Raw genomic sequence first — 16,248 nt, forward strand, 5'->3', positions numbered from 1 at the left:
GTCTGGTTGTCCGGCACCGTCCCAGTGCCGCTCGTCGCGGCGCAGTGCCGTCGTGCGGCTTACAGTGGCTCACGTCATCCGGCGGGCCGCCTACGACGCTTTCGCTTCAGCCTCGTAGGCCTTGATCGCTTCGGTCGCGACGCGAAACGCCGCGAGCGCGAGCGGCACGCCGCAATAGATTGCCGCCTGCATCAGCACCGAGCGGATTTCGTCTTTCGTCACGCCGTTCTTCAGCGCGCCTTTCACATGCACCGCAAGTTCATGGTGCTGGCTCATCGCGGTCAGCATGCCGATATTGAGCATGCTGCGCGTTTTGAACGGCAGCGTCGCGTCGCCCCAGATCTCGCCCCAGCAGTACTCGGTAACGAGCTTCTGCATCGGACGATTGAACTCGTCGGCGTTTTCCCACGATTTTTCGACATGCCCTGCGCCAAGCACTGTCTTGCGGTTCGCGAAACCCTTTTCAAACCAGTCGTTGCTTGCCATCTTCGTTTCCCTCGGTTGTTTGCGATGCCGCTGCGGCATCGGCGTCGGCATCATCATCGTCTGCTGCGTTTTCACTGATCGTCTTACCGACAGATTGTCATACAAACAGAACAGCGAAAAATTTTTTAGGTCGTTGGACTTGCGCTTGCGGGCGCGCGCTTCGCGTCGCAAGTGAGCAAGTCGTTGGCGCCGACACGTCCGATACGTCCGCCGATCGGCGCCCGACCAGGCCTCATGCTTCGCCGTAGCCCACCATTGCCTTCGTTTCCAGATACTCGCGCAGGCCGGCCTCGCCCCACTCGCGCCCGTTGCCCGAGCGTTTGTAGCCGCCGAACGGTGCGCTGAAATCGGGTGCCGGATAGTTCAGATGCACGCCGCCCGCACGCAATGCACGCGCGACCGTGCGCGCACGCTCGACGCTTGCCGACTGCACATACGCGGCAAGTCCGTAGACCGTGTTGTTCGCGATCTCGATCGCCTCTTCATCGTCGTCGTAAGGGATCATCGAAAGCACGGGGCCGAAGATCTCCTCACGCGCGATCGTCATATCGGGTTTGACGTCGGCGAACACCGTCGGCTTCACAAACCAGCCTTTCGACAAGCCCTCGGGCAAACCGGTGCCGCCGGCGACGAGCCGTGCGCCTTCGTCGATACCCGATTGAATCATCGACTGGATGCGCACGAACTGGCTGCGGTTCACGACCGGGCCCAGTTGCGTCGTCACCTTGTCGGTCGCGCCGACCCTGAACGCCTGCGCCGCGCGCGCCGCGATATGCGCGGCCTCATCCATCAGGCGCCGCGGCACGAGCATGCGCGTCGGGCTCGAGCACGACTGGCCCGAATTCGCGAAACACGTATTCACGCCGCGCGTCACGGCGTCGTTCAGATTCACGTCGTCGAGCAGGATATTGGCCGACTTGCCGCCGAGTTCCTGCGCGACGCGCTTCACGGTATCGGCCGCGAGCTTCGCGACCTGAATGCCCGCGCGCGTCGAGCCCGTGAACGACACCATGTCGATATCGGGATGCGCTGCGATCGCGGCACCGACACCCGGACCGTCGCCGTTGACGAGATTGAACACGCCCGCCGGCACACCGGCTTCGTCGAGCACTTCCGCAAACAGCAGCGCACTCAATGCCGAATATTCACTGGGCTTGAGCACCATCGTGCAGCCGGCCGCAAGCGCCGGTGCGATCTTCACGACGATCTGGTTGACCGGCCAGTTCCACGGCGTGATGAGGCCGCATACGCCGACCGCTTCATGCCGCAAGCGCGTCGTGCCGCGCTGCGTTTCAAAAGCGAAATGATCGAGCACGTCGATCAGCGCATTCAGATGCACGGGGCCGCGCACCGCCTGATTGTTGCGCGCGAAAGTAATCGGCACGCCCATTTCGGCGCGCATGGCTTCGGCGAATTCATCGATACGGCGCTCGTAAATTTGCACGATGCGCTTGAGCAGCGCGACGCGATCCGCGACGGTGCTCGTCGAATACGACGGAAAAGCGCGACGCGCGGCCGCAACCGCACGGTCCACATCGGCCGCGTTGCCGAGCGCAAGCTGATCGAAACGAACTTCGGTTGCCGGATCGATCAGATCGAACCAGACCGGCGCGAGCGGCGCGACCCATTTTCCATCGATATAAAACTGTCCAACACGAGACATTCCAGGCTCCAGAGTATGAAAAACGCCGGCTAAAGCTGCTCGTCAGCCTGCAAAGCCAGGGCCAGCCAGCCGGGCCGCGGCGCGACCGGCTAGCGGGCAGCGCTTCGTGCGGTTCTATCGAAGCGCCGAGAAAGCGGTCGGCGTCAGAAAGCAGTTCTCGATGCGCTCGACGATCGGCTTATCCGCTTCGGTCGCCGCGCGTTTCGCGATCCACTCCTGATCCGACTGAAACGCGTTCCATTTGGTTTCGCGCTCAGCCAGGCTTTCCCACTTGATCATGTACGTCAACGAGTGATTGCTCGAACCGACCAGCGTCGTAAAGAAGCCGATCTGCTCGATGCCGTATTTCTCGAAGAAACCGAGCGTGATGTTGACGAAGCGATCGAGCAGCGCCGGCAGGCGTGTCGGCGCACAGTGATAGACGCGCATCTCGACGATCATTAGAAATTCTCCGTATGGATGGTTAAGGGAAATGCGAAGCCGATGCTAACCCGGCGAAGCCGCCGGTTACGTAAAAGCGCAACAAAATCTGTCGGAACGGCTTCCTGTTTTTGCTAACCGGATTCGGTACGTGCGATATGCATCGGTAGCGTGGCGTCAGCCGCGGTATCGAGCGTCCACAAGGTGTCGAGCAAGCGTTGCGTGTCGACATGCGGCGCACCGTACGCGGCGAGTTCTTTCAGTTTGGTGTCGAGCTCGGCATCGGAAAGCGGCACGGCAAGGCTGCCGCGTGCGGCGCTCACCGTGCGCGATACGCTTTCGCCCGAGCGCAGCAGCACCGTCACGCGCGCGGCTTCGACGGGCAGGCGGCTATCGTCGACAAATGCGACACGGCCTGCGAACGCGCGCACGTCCGGATTCGCCGCGCTTTCATCGCTGAATTCCGCGAGACCCGCGCGGCCTGTCGAAAGCGTCACCGCCACACTATGCTGTGCGCTGACCTGCGCTTCGCGGCCGCTGCGAATGCCGGGCCGGTCGGTACGCTCGCGCAGCAGCGGATGGCCGAGCAGTTCGACACGCTCGATATCGGCCAGCGACCATTGCTTGCCGCGCGCAAGGTCGAGGCACGCTTCGATGACGGGGTTCAGCACGACGCCGCACGGATACGGCTTATACGTGTTGGCCTGCAAGGCCCAACGGCTGCCGAGCTGCGCGGTAAGCGCATCGAAATCGGGTTGATCGGAGCACACGCGCACGAAACCGCGTTCGCCTTCGATCGGCTGCGCCGGTCCGCTCAATCCCTCGCCCGCGAGCAACGCCGAGAGCACACCATTGCGCGCCGCATTGCCGACGCTCACGCTTTTCGCCATCGTGCCGAGCGTTTCGACCAGTCCGCCCGCCTGGGCGGACGCGTGGCCCAATGCATGGGCCGTCTGCCCGGCATCGAGGTTGAGTACCTTCGCTGCGGCTGCCGCCGCGCCGAATACGCCGCAAGTCGATGTAATGTGCCAGCCGCGCTGGTAATGCGACGGCGACACCGCATTGCCGATCCGGCATTCGATTTCGACGCCGAGCACGAAGGCAAGCAGCAGCGTCTCGCCGCTCATCGTCGTGCTCATCGACGTACTTTCGCCAAGCGCGAACAGCGGCGCGGCGACCGGCGCGCTCGGATGGATGATGGTCGGCAGATGCGTGTCGTCGAAATCGTGCACGTTCGCGGTCATCGCATTGAGCGTGGCCGCGTTCAGGCTGTCGGTGCGTTCGGCGCGGCCAATCAGGCTCGCGTCGCAACCGGCGCGATAACGGCGATAGACGCTCACGGCTTGTTCGATCGATGGATCGGCGCAGCCTGCGAACGCGACGGCGAAATAATTGACGAGCGAGCGCTTCGCCTCGTGCCGAACGGCGTCCGGAATATCGCTCCAGCGCGTGCGCTCGACGAATTGCGCGAGTTGCCGCGTCGGCGCAAGCGGTTCTTCAGCAGAAGTCGTGCGTGGCTGCATTGGCTATCGTTCCTTTACTGAACACGGGTTCTCGCTTACCGGCTGCTGATCGCGGCCGCCGCGCGCTCACCCGCGGCATGCGCGTCATCGCCGGTTTCAGCGGCGATCGCTTCGAGCGAACGGTTTTTCGTCTCCGCGCCAAGCACACCGACAATCAACGCCTGCAACAACAGCGTGCCGACGATCAATGCAATCACGCCGCTAATGCCGAAGCCCGCGAATGCGGCCGCGACACCATACGGCACGGCGATGCTGACCGCACGGCCGATCGTGTTGGCGAGACCCGAGCCGCGCAGGCGCAACTCGGTCGGAAACAGTTCGGGCACATAACTCGCGACGCTGAACGACGACAGCACATAGATGCATGCGGTGATGGCAAAGCCGAGCATCGTGATCGTCGTTGCGGTTTGCGCGAACGGATACGCGACGCCGAACCCCACGCAAACGAGCGAGAACACGACGATGCCCCATTTGCGCCCGACGCGCTCGGCCAGCGCAAATGCGATCAATGAGCCGACTGGACCGCCCGCGAACATGACGGCTGTCAGACCGAGCGAGTTCGACATGCTGTGCCCCTGTTTGACGAGGAAGGTCGGAATCCAGCTGACGAACGCGTAGTTCACGATAAACAGCGCGACGAGCACCGTGATGGCCGTGATCGTGCGCGTCAGTAGCCGCCGCGAGAACAGTCCGGACAGACGCGCTTCATTTCGCGTTGCGACGTTCGTTGCATCCTGCGCCGCTTGCCGCGCGGCCGCGCGCGCCGACTCACGCGACGCGGCGGGGTCCACGCCGCATGCGGTCTCGACGCGCGCGACGATCGCTTCGGCTTCGTCGGTTCTGCCACGCGCGGCGAGCCAGCGCGGCGACTCGAGCATCGACTTGCGCAGGAACCAGACGACGAGCGCACCGCAGCCGGCGATCGCGAACATCCAGCGCCAACCGTAATGCGGCACGATGAGCCAGCCGAGGAACGTCGACAGAAACAGCGACGTATTGATGATCAGATTCAGGATCGTGCCGAAGCGGCCGCGCCAGACGGCCGGAATGAATTCGGAAAGCGTCGCATAGCCGACGACGATTTCCGCACCCATTCCAAGGCCCATGACAAGCCGGAAGAAGATAAGCCAGTCAATCGACGGCGCGAGCGCGGCGGCAATCGACGCAAACCCGTAGATGCCGAGATTGATCTGATACGAGAAGCGACGCCCGTAGCGGTCGCCGAGCACGCCCGACAGCCACGCACCCGCCATCATCCCGATGAAGGTGACCGATACGAAGGTCGCGTTGAGCTTCAGCGTCGATTCGCCGCTGTGAATCAGCGCGGCGAGCACGGTGCCCGCAATATAGATATCGAAGGAGTCGAAGTACATGCCGGCCGCGATCAGGCCGAGCAGACGCCAATGAAAACCTGACAGCGGCAGGCCGTCGAGGCGCAAACCGATGGTCGATGAATCACGCATGCTGAGTGTCTCCGCTCTGCTCTGCTGTGGGAATTCCGCCGAAACCCGATGAACGACGTGTTCTTGTTTTGAGATGATTATATTCCTGTCATACAATCGGTCAAGAAGATTGACGCACGCGCTGCGTCCGCGTCATGGCTCTATCGTCGGCTTTGCGTGCGTTTGCCGCATTCGCCGCGCATTTGCAGCATTTGCCTTTTCCGACCCCACTCCGGACAATGCCGCTCAACGGCTACCCGAGCGGGGAACACATGGAATTGCGTCAGTTGCGGTATTTCGTCAGCGTCGTCGAGCATGGCAGCATGGGCAAGGCGGCACTCGAACTCGGCGTCGTCACGTCCGCGCTGAGCCAGCAGATCAGCCGCCTCGAAAGCGAGCTCGCAACGCGCCTCCTGCAGCGCACGTCCGGCGGCGTCGTGCCGACCGACGCGGGGCTCGCGTTCTGGCGCCAGGCGCAACTGGCACTGCGGCACGTGGACGACGCCGCACTCGCCGCGCGCCAGGCGCGGCTGTCGGGCCACGTGACGGTCGGCCTCGCAACGAGCACGAGCGGCGTGCTCGGTCTCGCGTTCATGCGTGCGATGCGCGAGCGCTACCCCGATGTGCGGCTGCGCATGGTCGAAACCCTGTCGGGCTATCTCGCCTCGATGCTCGGCGCGCGGCAGATCGACCTTGCAATTCTCTTTCACGAAGAACCGGCGCAACGCTGGAGCGTGATGCCGCTGCTCGACGAGCGGCTGTTCCTGATCGGCGCGCGCGATCTGCCCGGCATGCCGGCCGCGAGACGCGTCCGGCTCGCGAAGCTCGGCGCGCTGCCGCTGATCCTGCCGAGCGGCCCGCACGGCCTGCGCACGACGCTCGCCGAATCGTTCAAGCGTGCCAGATACGAGCCGCGCATCGTCGCCGAAGTGGACGGCCTCGCCATGCTCATGGATGCGGTGCGGGGCGGCCTCGGCGCAACGATCCAACCGGGCGCGGCCCTGGCACGGGCCGAATATGCGGGGCTCGCCAGCGTGGAAATTGCGGACGCCGATGCGGTACGGCCGAATCTGCTGGTCAGCGTCTCGGACGACGAACTGTCGCCGGCGGGGCTCGCCGCGCGCGTGGTGCTCGCGGATACGGCGCGCACGCTGGTGAGCGAAGGCCGCTGGCTGGGCGCGCGGCTGCGCTGACGGGAAACTACCGCCAATCGCCCGAAAGTCTTCACGAAACGTGAAGACCCGTTGCGCGCCGCCTTCTTGCGGCAATCGGCGGCGCCGACTACATTGCGGCCCTTGCAAGCATAGCCTGCATGGGACCGGAGCAAGCCGCCGAAGCGCCGGCTCCGATCGACACAGGAGACTCCCCACATGGTCGACGTATTAGTCATCGGGGGCGGCAATGCCGCGCTGTGCGCCGCGCTGATGGCGCGCGAAGCCGGCGCATCGGTGCTGCTCCTCGAATCCGCTCCGCGCGAATGGCGCGGCGGCAATTCCCGGCACACACGCAATCTGCGCTGCATGCACGACGCGCCGCAAGACGTGCTCGTCGAGGCATACCCGGAAGAAGAGTTCTGGCACGATCTGCTCAAGGTCACCGGCGGCATCACGGACGAACACCTGGCGCGCCTCGCGATTCGTGCGTCGTCGACGTGCCGGCCGTGGATGCGCAGGCACGGGGTGCGTTTTCAGCCGCCGCTGTCGGGCGCGCTGCACGTTGCGCGCACGAATGCGTTCTTTATGGGCGGCGGCAAGGCGCTCGTCAATGCGTACTATCGCAGCGCCGAAGCGCTCGGCGTGCAGATCCGCTATGAGACGCCGGTCGATTCGATCGAACTCGACAACGGCCGCTTCGTCGCCGCGAAAAGTGGCAAGCAGCGCTTCGAGGCACGCGCGTGCGTGCTTGCGGCCGGCGGCTTCGAATCGAACCGCAAGTGGTTGCGTGAAGCATGGGGGCAAAACGAGCGCGGCGAATGGCCAGCCGATAACTTCCTGATTCGCGGCACGCGCTTCAACATGGGCGTGCTGCTCAAGCACATGATCGAGGAAGCGCACGCTGACGCGATCGGCGATCCGTCGCAATCGCACTGCGTCGCGATCGACGCGCGCGCGCCGTTGTACGACGGCGGCATCTGTACGCGCATCGATTGCGTGTCGCTCGGCGTGGTCGTCAATCGCGACGCCGAGCGCTTCTATGACGAGGGCGAAGATTTCTGGCCGAAGCGCTACGCGATCTGGGGCCGGCTCGTCGCGCAACAGCCGGGGCAGATCGGCTATTCGATCATCGATTCGAAAGCGATCGGCCGTTTTATGCCGCCCGTGTTTCCGGGCGTCAAGGCCGATACGCTGCCTGAGCTCGCGAGCGCGCTCGGCCTGCCCGTCGACACGTTCATGAATACCGTCAACGCCTATAACGCGGCATGCCGGCCCGGCACGTTCGACCACACGAAACTCGACGATTGCCGCACCGAAGGCCTCACGCCGTCGAAGACGCACTGGGCGCTGCCACTCGATAAACCGCCGTTCTACGGTTACGCGCTGCGTCCGGGCATCACGTTCACGTACCTCGGCCTCAAGGTCAACGACCGCGCACAGGTGCATTTCGGCGGCAAGCCGAGCGGGAACCTGTTCGTCGCCGGCGAGATGATGGCCGGCAACGTGCTCGGCAAGGGCTATACGGCGGGCGTCGGCATGTCGATCGGCACCGCGTTCGGCCGCATTGCGGGCCGGCAAGCCGCCCACGCCGCAAAAGGACAGGCGCTGACCGACTGGACGGCCGATGCCGCAAGCGAATCAACCGGAGTAGAACGTGCAGAAGCTTGAAGCACTCGCGCACGATGCGCAGCAACTGGCCGCCGGCCGCGACAGCACCCGCCACGGCTGCGCGCCGGCGCAGCCGACACGCGATACGCGGCAGACCATCCGCGTGCTGCCGCTGACCGAACACGAAACCGAGGTCGCGCGGCAGCTGCAGATCTGCAATGCGTGCCGCTATTGCGAGGGTTTTTGCGCCGTGTTCCCCGCCATGACGCGCCGCCTCGAGTTCGGCAAGGCCGACGTCAATTACCTCGCGAATCTGTGCCATAACTGCGGCGCGTGCTATCACGCATGCCAGTACGCGCCGCCGCATGAATTCGCGGTCAATGTGCCGCAAGCGATGGCGAAGGTGCGTCTCGACACGTACAGCGAATACGCGGTGCCGTCGTTCATGGGCGCGCTGTATAAGCGCAATGGCCTCACGCTGTCGCTCGCGCTTGCAGTCGGCCTAGCGCTGTTTCTCGTGCTTGGCATCGCAATGAACGGGCCGCTGTTCGGCACGCCGCTCGCCGGCAACTTCTATGCGATCTTCCCGCACAACCTGCTTGCATTGCTGTTCGGCATCGTGTTCGTGCTCGCGATCGTGTCGCTCGGCATCGGTGTCACGCGTTTCTGGCGCGATGTGACGGCGGGAACCGCGTCGAGTCCGACGGCAGGAGGAGCCGTTGCGGAAGCAACGAAAAACGCGCTGACGCTCAGGTATCTCGACGGCGGCCACGGCGACGGCTGCAACGAAGCCGACGATCGCTTCACGCTCGCGCGGCGGCGCTTTCACCACTTCACGTTCTACGGCTTCATGCTGTGCTTCGCCGCGACGGTCGTCGCAACCTTCTATCACTATTTCCTCGATCTGCACGCGCCGTATCCGTTCGCCAGCGTCCCGGTGCTGCTCGGCACGCTCGGCGGCATCGGTCTGCTGGTCGGGCCGGCCGGCTTGCTGTGGCTCAATGCGAAGCGCGATCCGGCACGCGGCGACGCCGCGCAAAAACCGATGGATCGCGGCTTTATCGCGCTGCTGCTGCTGACGAGCGCAAGCGGCCTCGCGCTGCTCGCATGGCGCGATACCGCGGCGCTCGCATGGCTGCTCGCCGTGCACCTGGGCGTCGTGCTTGCGCTCTTCGCGACGCTGCCCTACGGCAAATTCGCGCACGGCATTTATCGCAGCGCCGCCCTGCTCAAGTCGTCGATCGAAAAAAGACAAGCGAATAGTTTGAAGCTCGGTTCGGAATGAGTTAGCGTACGGGGCGCGCTGATTCGAGGCCCTGAAAGGCTAGAAAAAAGCTACAAAAAGGCCTCATTCCGGCCACATTCCTTTCTAAATGAAAGGAATCTAGGGCAACCAAGGTTCAAACTACGCGTTACGGAATCACCCATGGAGACAAACATCGTGTCCTCTTCGACCACCACGCTCCTCGCGGCGCAGACAACCCGGTCGAAGGCGGCCGCCGTGCTGCGGGTCACGAGCGGCAATTTTCTCGAGCAGTTCGACTTCTTCCTGTTCGGCTTTTACGCCACCTATATCTCGAAGGTATTCTTCCCGACCGGCAGCGAGTTCGCATCGCTCATGCTGACTTTCGCCGTGTTCGGCGCCGGATTCCTGATGCGGCCGCTCGGCGCGATCGTGCTCGGCGCGTATATCGACGAAGTGGGCCGCCGCAAAGGTCTGATCGTCACGCTGTCGTTGATGGCGAGCGGCACGATCCTGATCGCGTGCGTGCCCGGCTATGAAACGATTGGCCTGCTCGCCCCGGCGCTCGTGCTGATCGGCCGCCTGCTGCAAGGCTTTTCGGCCGGCGCGGAACTGGGCGGCGTGTCGGTGTATCTGTCCGAGATGGCGACGCCGGGCCGCAAGGGCTTTTATACGAGCTGGCAGTCGGCCAGCCAGCAGGTCGCGATCATCGTCGCCGCGCTGCTCGGCTACGCGCTGAACGCATGGATGCCCACCGACACGCTGCATGCATGGGGCTGGCGCATTCCGTTCTTCATCGGCTGCCTCATCGTGCCGTTCCTGTTTCTGCTGCGCCGCTCGCTGCAGGAGACCGAAGCATTCGCCGCGCGCAAGCATCATCCGAGCGCGCGCGAAGTGTTCCGCTCGATGCTCGCGAACTGGACGACCGTGATCGCCGGCATGCTGCTGACCGCGATGACGACCACGACCTTCTACCTGATCACCGTCTATACGCCGACCTTCGGCAAGACCGTGCTGAAGCTGTCGACGGCCGATAGCCTGATCGTCACGCTGTGCGTCGGTATCGGCAACTTCGTCTGGCTGCCGATCGGCGGCGCGGTGTCGGACCGCATCGGCCGCAAGCCGCTGCTGCTGCTGATCACCGTGCTCGCCATCCTGACCGCGTATCCGGCGCTGTCGTGGCTCGCCGCTGCGCCGAGCTTCGGCCGCATGTTTATCGTGCTGATGTGGTTCTCGTTCTTCTTCGGTGCATACAACGGCGCGATGGTCGCCGCGCTGACCGAAGTGATGCCGGTCGAAGTACGCGTCGCGGGCTTCTCGCTCGCGTTCAGTCTTGCCACCGCGTTGTTCGGCGGCTTTACGCCGGCCGTGTCGACGTTCCTGATCCAGTCGCTGCACGACAAGGCCGCGCCGGGCTACTGGCTCAGCTTCGCGGCCGTGTGCGGACTGATCGCCACGCTGATCCTGTATCGCAAAGGCGGCGCCGCGCAGCGCCTGCAGGACGCCGCGTAATCGGCAGGCCGGGCACGCTCATGACCGATCCGATTCCGTTCGTCCCCGACCGTTTCAGGCATGCGGCCGCACACTATCTGACCGGCCGCGCGGCATACTCGCCGCGTTTGATCCGGCGCGTGGCGCTTGCCGCGGGACTCGACGGCACGCAGCGCCTGCTCGATCTCGGCTGCGGGCCCGGGCAGTTGTCGATTGCCTTCGCGTCGTGGGTCGCCTGGGGACTCGCGCTCGATCCTGAACCCGAGATGTTGCGCATCGCGTCGGAACTCGGCGCGGGCATCGCGCCGAATATCGCCTTTCGCAACGGCAGTTCATACGATCTCGGCGACGACATGGGGCAGTTCCGGCTCGCGGTGATCGGCCGCGCGTTTCACTGGATGGACCGCGCCGACACGCTGCGGCGCCTCGACACGCTGATCGTGCCAGGCGGCGCGGTCGCGCTATTCGGCACATCGCAGCCTGAAAGCGCGTCCGAGCCGTGGATGGCGGACTACCAGCGCCTGCTCGATCAGTATGCGCAGGCCGACCCTGCCCGCGCGCGCCGCAGATCCGACGACTGGGTCGGCCACGAAGCGATGCTCATGCAATCGGCGTTTGCGTCGATCGAACGTATATCGGTCGTCGAGCGGCGCCGCGTGCCGGTCGACGCGTTGATGATGCGGCCGCTTTCGATGTCGAGCTTATCGCGCAGTCATCTGGGCGAACGTCTCGATGAACTGATGAGCCGTCTAAAGCCAGTGCTCGACGCGCACGCGCGCGACGGCTGGCTCGACGAGTGGGTCGAGTCGACGGCGGTGATTGCGCGGCGCTGAGCGTCGCCATGAAGGCGGCTTCGCTGAGCGACGCCGCGCGGCAGCGCCGCATGAGCTAATAACGAAAATAACGTTGCCGGACATCGTAAGGCGCCCGTACCATCACGGCTTTGCGCGTTTTTGCGCGCCCGCCGCATGTCTACCTCCCTTGCCCCCGAACGCGCCGCGGCGCCGGCCCGACAGGCCGCTCCCGCCCGTGCGCTGATCCGCTGCGCCGCGGATGTCTCCACTCTCGTCAACCAGGGCGCCGCGGTCGGCAGCGACGCACGCATCGTCGTGGCGATCGCGCTCGGCGGCGTCTTTCTCGACGCCTACGATCTCGGCGCCCTCGCATTCGGCCTCAAGGACGTCGCGCGCGAATTCTCGCTGACGCCGGCCGGTACCGGTTTCGTGGCCTCGGCGATCACCTTCGGCGCCATCGTCGGCGCATGCCTCGGCGGCTTTCTGACCGACCGCATCGGCCGCTATCGCGTGTTTATGGCCGACATGTTCTTCTTCGTGGTTGCCGCGCTCGCGTGCGCGCTCGCACCGAATGCCTGGGTGCTCGGCGGCGCGCGTTTCGTCATGGGTCTCGGCGTCGGCATCGATCTGCCAGTCGCGATGGCGTTTCTCGCCGAGTTTTCGCGGCTGCGCGGACGCGGCAACAAGGCGGCGCGCGTCGCGATGTGGTGCCCCGTCTGGTATGCGGCGATCAGCGTCTCGTATCTGCTCGTGCTCGCCTTCTACGCGATGCTGCCGGCCAGCCACCAGCCGCTGCTCTGGCGACTGATACTCGGCTTCGGCGCCGTGCCCGCGCTGATCATCATCGCGATCCGCAGCCGCTATATCAGCGAGTCGCCGGTGTGGGCCGCGAACCAGGGCGACCTCGCGGGCGCCGCGAAAATCCTCAAGCGCTCGTACGGCATCGATGCAGCGGTCGCGCCCGATGCGCTGCAGGGAACGGCGGCTGCAAATAACTCGCCGCGGCGCGCCTCGTGGGCCAACTACGGCGCGCTGCTGCGCGGCGTCTACCTGAAGCGCACCGTGCTCGCGACGGTGATCGCCGTCGCGTCTTCGTTTGCCTATAACGCGGTGGCGTTCGGTCTGCCCGTGATTATCTCGAGCTTCCTCGCCCAATCGATGCTGACGACGATCCTCGCCTCGCTCGCGCTCAATCTCGCGTTTGCGTTCGTCGGCGGGTTGATCGCCGTGCGCACGGTGCCGAGAACAGGCGCGTGGAAGCCGACCGTGCTTGGCTATACATTCCAGCTCGCCGCGCTCGTCGGTCTCGCGATCGTCGGCAAACCGGCGGGCGGCGTACAGGTTGCGATCGCGGTCGCGCTGCTCGGCGCGTTCCTGCTCGGCCAGGGCTTTGGTCCCGGCTCGCACAGCATGACCTTCGCCTCGCTCAGCTATCCGACGTCGCTGCGCGGCGTGGGCGTCGGCTTCAACCAGACGCTGATGCGTGCAAGCTCGACCGTGTCGCTGTTCCTGTTCCCGGTGCTCGCTGCCGCACTCGGCACGCGCGTGTTCTGGATCATCGCGGCCGCGCCGCTCTGCGGTCTCATTGCGTTGCTCGCGATTCGCTGGGAACCGTCGGGTTATGACGTCGACGCCGAAGACTTCGCGACGGGATCGACGACGGCCGCAGCAAGAGCACGCTGACACGGCACGCTATCGGCAGATACAGGCTGCGACACAGAAGGCTCATCGGGTAACCGGTGAGCCTTTTTGCATTCCAAAGCTTTCGAGACCGAAGCGTGCAACCAGCTATTTATTGAGAGAGAAAGGCATGCAATGATCGCGCGCCGCCTCGCTGCGCGGTGTTGCAACAACTGTGCAACACACGCACCGCGAAGCGCCCGGCAACGCGCGGTCTTTTCGCGTTTTCCTTTGTGCTTTTCTGCTCCGATATCGATGCTCGAGCTTCTCCTGTTTCACCTGCTCTGGATGTTCGCGCTGCTTGTAGTCGTAGTGGCCGTTTGTTGCGTCGTCAACTGGCTATGGCCCGACGAGTCGCTCGACGGCTTGCGCATCTTCATGGCAGTCTCGCTCTTCGCGCTGGTCTTCGACGCGGCACTGACCTTTCTCGTGTTCGCCGATTCGCAACAACGTTACGGCAAGTTCAGCACTGCCGTTGCGTTTGCCGGGCGCGCATGCGCATATGGGCTCGCTGCAGCGGCCGGCTTCTGTTTCGCACGATTGCGCGACCAACGGCGGTCGCGCCGGTTTCAAGCATTGCGCATGAATGCGCTGCGATAAGCGAGCGTACCGCGGCGCCAACGATGCACGGCAATGCGGGAATACGGCTTGCTAACGCCCGCGCGCTCGACTATAACTCCCGAAAACCGCGGGAGGCACGAGCCCCGCCAGCCGTCACGCCAGGTGCGCCGTCTCACCTCTGCCCGGCACACGCATCCGCATTGGAACAACGCAGTGACAGAGCAACGGCGGCGCGGCGGCACGTCAGCGCCACGCAGCACCCTGCATCCGTCGCAGTCGATCGAACGAAGCGCACACCCACCGACTCGAGCGAGGACATCGTGGACCTTGAAACCGTACGCGTTTTCATGATGACCCGCGGCATCGACTTCGGAACCAAAGTACTTGCCGCCATTGTGCTGTGGATCATCGCGCGCTGGGTCATCGGACTCGTCACGCGCATGCTGCGCGCCGTTCTCGAACGCAATAGCCGTGTCGACCCGACACTCGCGCACTACCTCAGTTCGATTCTTGGCGCGCTGCTGAACCTGCTGCTGATTCTCGCGATTCTGCAGGTGTTCGGCGTGCAGACCACATCGTTCGCCGCGTTGCTCGCGGGTCTCGGTCTTGCCATCGGCACCGCATGGGGCGGCCTGCTCGCGCATTTCGCGGCCGGCGTGTTCATGCAGGTGCTGCGACCGTTCAAGGTCGGCGATTTCGTCACGGCCGGCGGCGTCACGGGCACGGTCCGCGAACTGGGGCTGTTCGGCACGACGCTCGTCACGCCGGACAACGTCACGACCATCGTCGGCAACAACAAGATCTTCTCCGACACGATCTCGAACTACAGCGCGCTGCCCGTACGCCGCGTCGAACTGACCGCGAAGATCGCCAACGGCGTCGATCCCGTCGACGCGGCGAACCGGCTGCGCGCGGCCGTGGTGCGCATTCCGAATGTCGCCGAGAACCCCGCGCCCGATATCGAAGTGCTGTCGTTCACGCCGGAAGGACCGATGCTGTGCGTGCGCCCTTACACGCATACCGACCACTACTGGCAGGTCTATTTCGACACGAATCGCGCGATTGTCGAGACGTTCAGGGAAGCCGGCTATCCGACGCCGGAAACGCCGTTCGTGCGCCGCACGGCGGCGGGTTGAGCTCGGCAGGCGGCATAAATACAAAGGGCATCGCAATCGAAGCGATGCCCTTGGTTCCTGCCAGATGCGGTCCTGCCGGATGATGCGGTCCTGCCGGATGATGCGGTCCTGCCGGATACGCGCTTCATTACACGCTTCACTCCCGCTTCACTGCGCGCTTCATTGCACGATGCCTGCCCGTCGGACCGACGAGGCGCTCACCGCCTTCACTGTCCGCCTGTCTTGCGCGCGGAAGTCGCCGGCGCCCGTCGTCGCGCCACTTTCCACAACGCCCCCAACGCAACCGGCACGATCGCCGCGCCGATTCCAACCAGCACGATCACGTTCAGATACTGACGGATAAACGGAATGTTGCCGAAGAAGTATCCGAGCAGCACGAGCAGCAACACCCAGAACAGCGCGCCGGTGATGTTGAACAGCTGGAAACGCCGCACCGACATCTGCGATGCGCCCGCGACAAACGGCGCGAAGGTCCGCACGACCGGGATGAAACGCGCCAGCACGATCGTCTTGCCGCCGTGTTTTTCGTAGAAGTTGTGCGTCTTGCGCAGCGCCTCGCGATCGAGAAACCGTTCGAGCACAGGAATATGCGAATCGAAAACCCGCGTGCCGATCGCGCGCCCGATCATGTAGTTGACCGTGTTGCCGGTGACGGCCGCGACGACGAGCAGCACGATCAGAAAACCGATATTCATCGCGCCGCTCGCCGCGAACGCGCCGCCGATAAAGAGCAGCGAATCGCCGGGCAGAAACGGCAGGACGACAAGACCCGTTTCGCAAAACACGATCAGGAAGAGGACCGCGTACACCCATGCGCCGTACTGGCGAATGAAGTCGCCGAGGAAGGCGTCGATATGCAGGACGAGGTTGACGAAATGCAGCAGCGTATCCAAAAAGACATCCTCTCAAGAACGTGGATGGTGAGGCGTGTCGGCGCGCGCCTGTGGCCCGACGAAAAGCACGCGCGAAGGGACGCACACATCGCGTACGCACCTTCTGGCGCAGCATCCGAAGTACCTGATGCAGCGAGGCGCCCAGCGGCGCATA

14 protein-coding genes are annotated in these 16,248 nt (G+C 64.3%); 8 read left to right on the forward strand and 6 right to left on the reverse strand.

What is annotated here, in order from left to right; all coding sequences use genetic code 11:
- Positions 1 to 90: 90 nt before the first annotated feature.
- The 5 genes from BTO02_RS17305 to BTO02_RS17325 all read right to left on the reverse strand — a co-directional run bounded on the left by BTO02_RS17305 (position 91) and on the right by BTO02_RS17325 (position 5,555).
- Positions 91 to 486 (reverse strand): carboxymuconolactone decarboxylase family protein, encoded by a 396-nt coding sequence (locus tag BTO02_RS17305; protein WP_075158970.1) that lies wholly within the window; start codon positions 484 to 486, stop codon positions 91 to 93.
- 232 nt (positions 487 to 718) lie between these two features.
- A complete protein-coding gene (locus BTO02_RS17310; protein WP_075158054.1) occupies positions 719 to 2,149 on the reverse strand; it encodes an aldehyde dehydrogenase family protein in 1,431 nt (476 codons plus the stop codon).
- A 114-nt stretch (positions 2,150 to 2,263) separates the two neighbouring features.
- Positions 2,264 to 2,590, reverse strand: coding sequence for an NIPSNAP family protein (locus BTO02_RS17315; protein WP_075158055.1), 327 nt, complete (start codon positions 2,588 to 2,590; stop codon positions 2,264 to 2,266).
- A 113-nt stretch (positions 2,591 to 2,703) separates the two neighbouring features.
- Positions 2,704 to 4,092 carry an MmgE/PrpD family protein gene (locus tag BTO02_RS17320; protein ID WP_075158056.1) on the reverse strand — a complete coding sequence of 463 codons (1,389 nt, stop codon included), beginning with the start codon at positions 4,090 to 4,092 and terminating at the stop codon, positions 2,704 to 2,706.
- Between the two features lie 35 nt (positions 4,093 to 4,127).
- A complete protein-coding gene (locus BTO02_RS17325; protein WP_075158057.1) occupies positions 4,128 to 5,555 on the reverse strand; it encodes an MFS transporter in 1,428 nt (475 codons plus the stop codon).
- A gap of 251 nt (positions 5,556 to 5,806) precedes the next feature.
- On the opposite strand from BTO02_RS17325, the gene BTO02_RS17330 reads away from it, so the two are divergent.
- The 8 genes from BTO02_RS17330 to BTO02_RS17365 all read left to right on the forward strand — a co-directional run bounded on the left by BTO02_RS17330 (position 5,807) and on the right by BTO02_RS17365 (position 15,201).
- The gene (locus BTO02_RS17330; RefSeq protein WP_075158971.1) at positions 5,807 to 6,727 is read left to right on the forward strand and encodes a LysR family transcriptional regulator; all 921 of its coding nucleotides are present in this window, start codon (positions 5,807 to 5,809) and stop codon (positions 6,725 to 6,727) included.
- Positions 6,728 to 6,904: 177 nt separating this feature from the next.
- Positions 6,905 to 8,356 (forward strand): FAD-dependent tricarballylate dehydrogenase TcuA, encoded by a 1,452-nt coding sequence (tcuA, locus tag BTO02_RS17335; RefSeq protein ID WP_075158058.1) that lies wholly within the window; start codon positions 6,905 to 6,907, stop codon positions 8,354 to 8,356.
- A complete protein-coding gene (gene tcuB, locus BTO02_RS17340; RefSeq protein ID WP_075158059.1) occupies positions 8,343 to 9,581 on the forward strand; it encodes a tricarballylate utilization 4Fe-4S protein TcuB in 1,239 nt (412 codons plus the stop codon). The genes tcuA and tcuB overlap by 14 nt, the downstream gene beginning before the upstream one ends.
- 141 nt (positions 9,582 to 9,722) lie before the next feature.
- Positions 9,723 to 11,051: an MFS transporter gene (locus BTO02_RS17345; RefSeq protein WP_075158060.1), complete on the forward strand. Its 1,329-nt coding sequence runs from the start codon at positions 9,723 to 9,725 to the stop codon at positions 11,049 to 11,051.
- Between the two features lie 20 nt (positions 11,052 to 11,071).
- Complete coding sequence (locus BTO02_RS17350) at positions 11,072 to 11,863, forward strand: class I SAM-dependent methyltransferase (RefSeq protein WP_075158061.1); 792 nt, start codon at positions 11,072 to 11,074, stop codon at positions 11,861 to 11,863.
- 135 nt (positions 11,864 to 11,998) lie between these two features.
- Complete coding sequence (locus BTO02_RS17355) at positions 11,999 to 13,507, forward strand: MFS transporter (protein WP_075158062.1); 1,509 nt, start codon at positions 11,999 to 12,001, stop codon at positions 13,505 to 13,507.
- 252 nt (positions 13,508 to 13,759) lie between these two features.
- Positions 13,760 to 14,104 (forward strand): hypothetical protein, encoded by a 345-nt coding sequence (locus tag BTO02_RS17360; RefSeq protein WP_075158063.1) that lies wholly within the window; start codon positions 13,760 to 13,762, stop codon positions 14,102 to 14,104.
- Between the two features lie 281 nt (positions 14,105 to 14,385).
- The gene (locus tag BTO02_RS17365; RefSeq protein ID WP_075158972.1) at positions 14,386 to 15,201 is read left to right on the forward strand and encodes a mechanosensitive ion channel family protein; all 816 of its coding nucleotides are present in this window, start codon (positions 14,386 to 14,388) and stop codon (positions 15,199 to 15,201) included.
- 206 nt (positions 15,202 to 15,407) lie between these two features.
- Here the strand turns inward: BTO02_RS17365 and BTO02_RS17370 are convergent, their stop codons facing one another.
- The gene (locus BTO02_RS17370) at positions 15,408 to 16,094 is read right to left on the reverse strand and encodes a DedA family protein (protein WP_075158064.1); all 687 of its coding nucleotides are present in this window, start codon (positions 16,092 to 16,094) and stop codon (positions 15,408 to 15,410) included.
- Positions 16,095 to 16,248 lie beyond the last annotated feature (154 nt).

It is taken from the genome of Paraburkholderia sp. SOS3 (genome assembly GCF_001922345.1).
GTDB lineage: Bacteria > Pseudomonadota > Gammaproteobacteria > Burkholderiales > Burkholderiaceae > Paraburkholderia.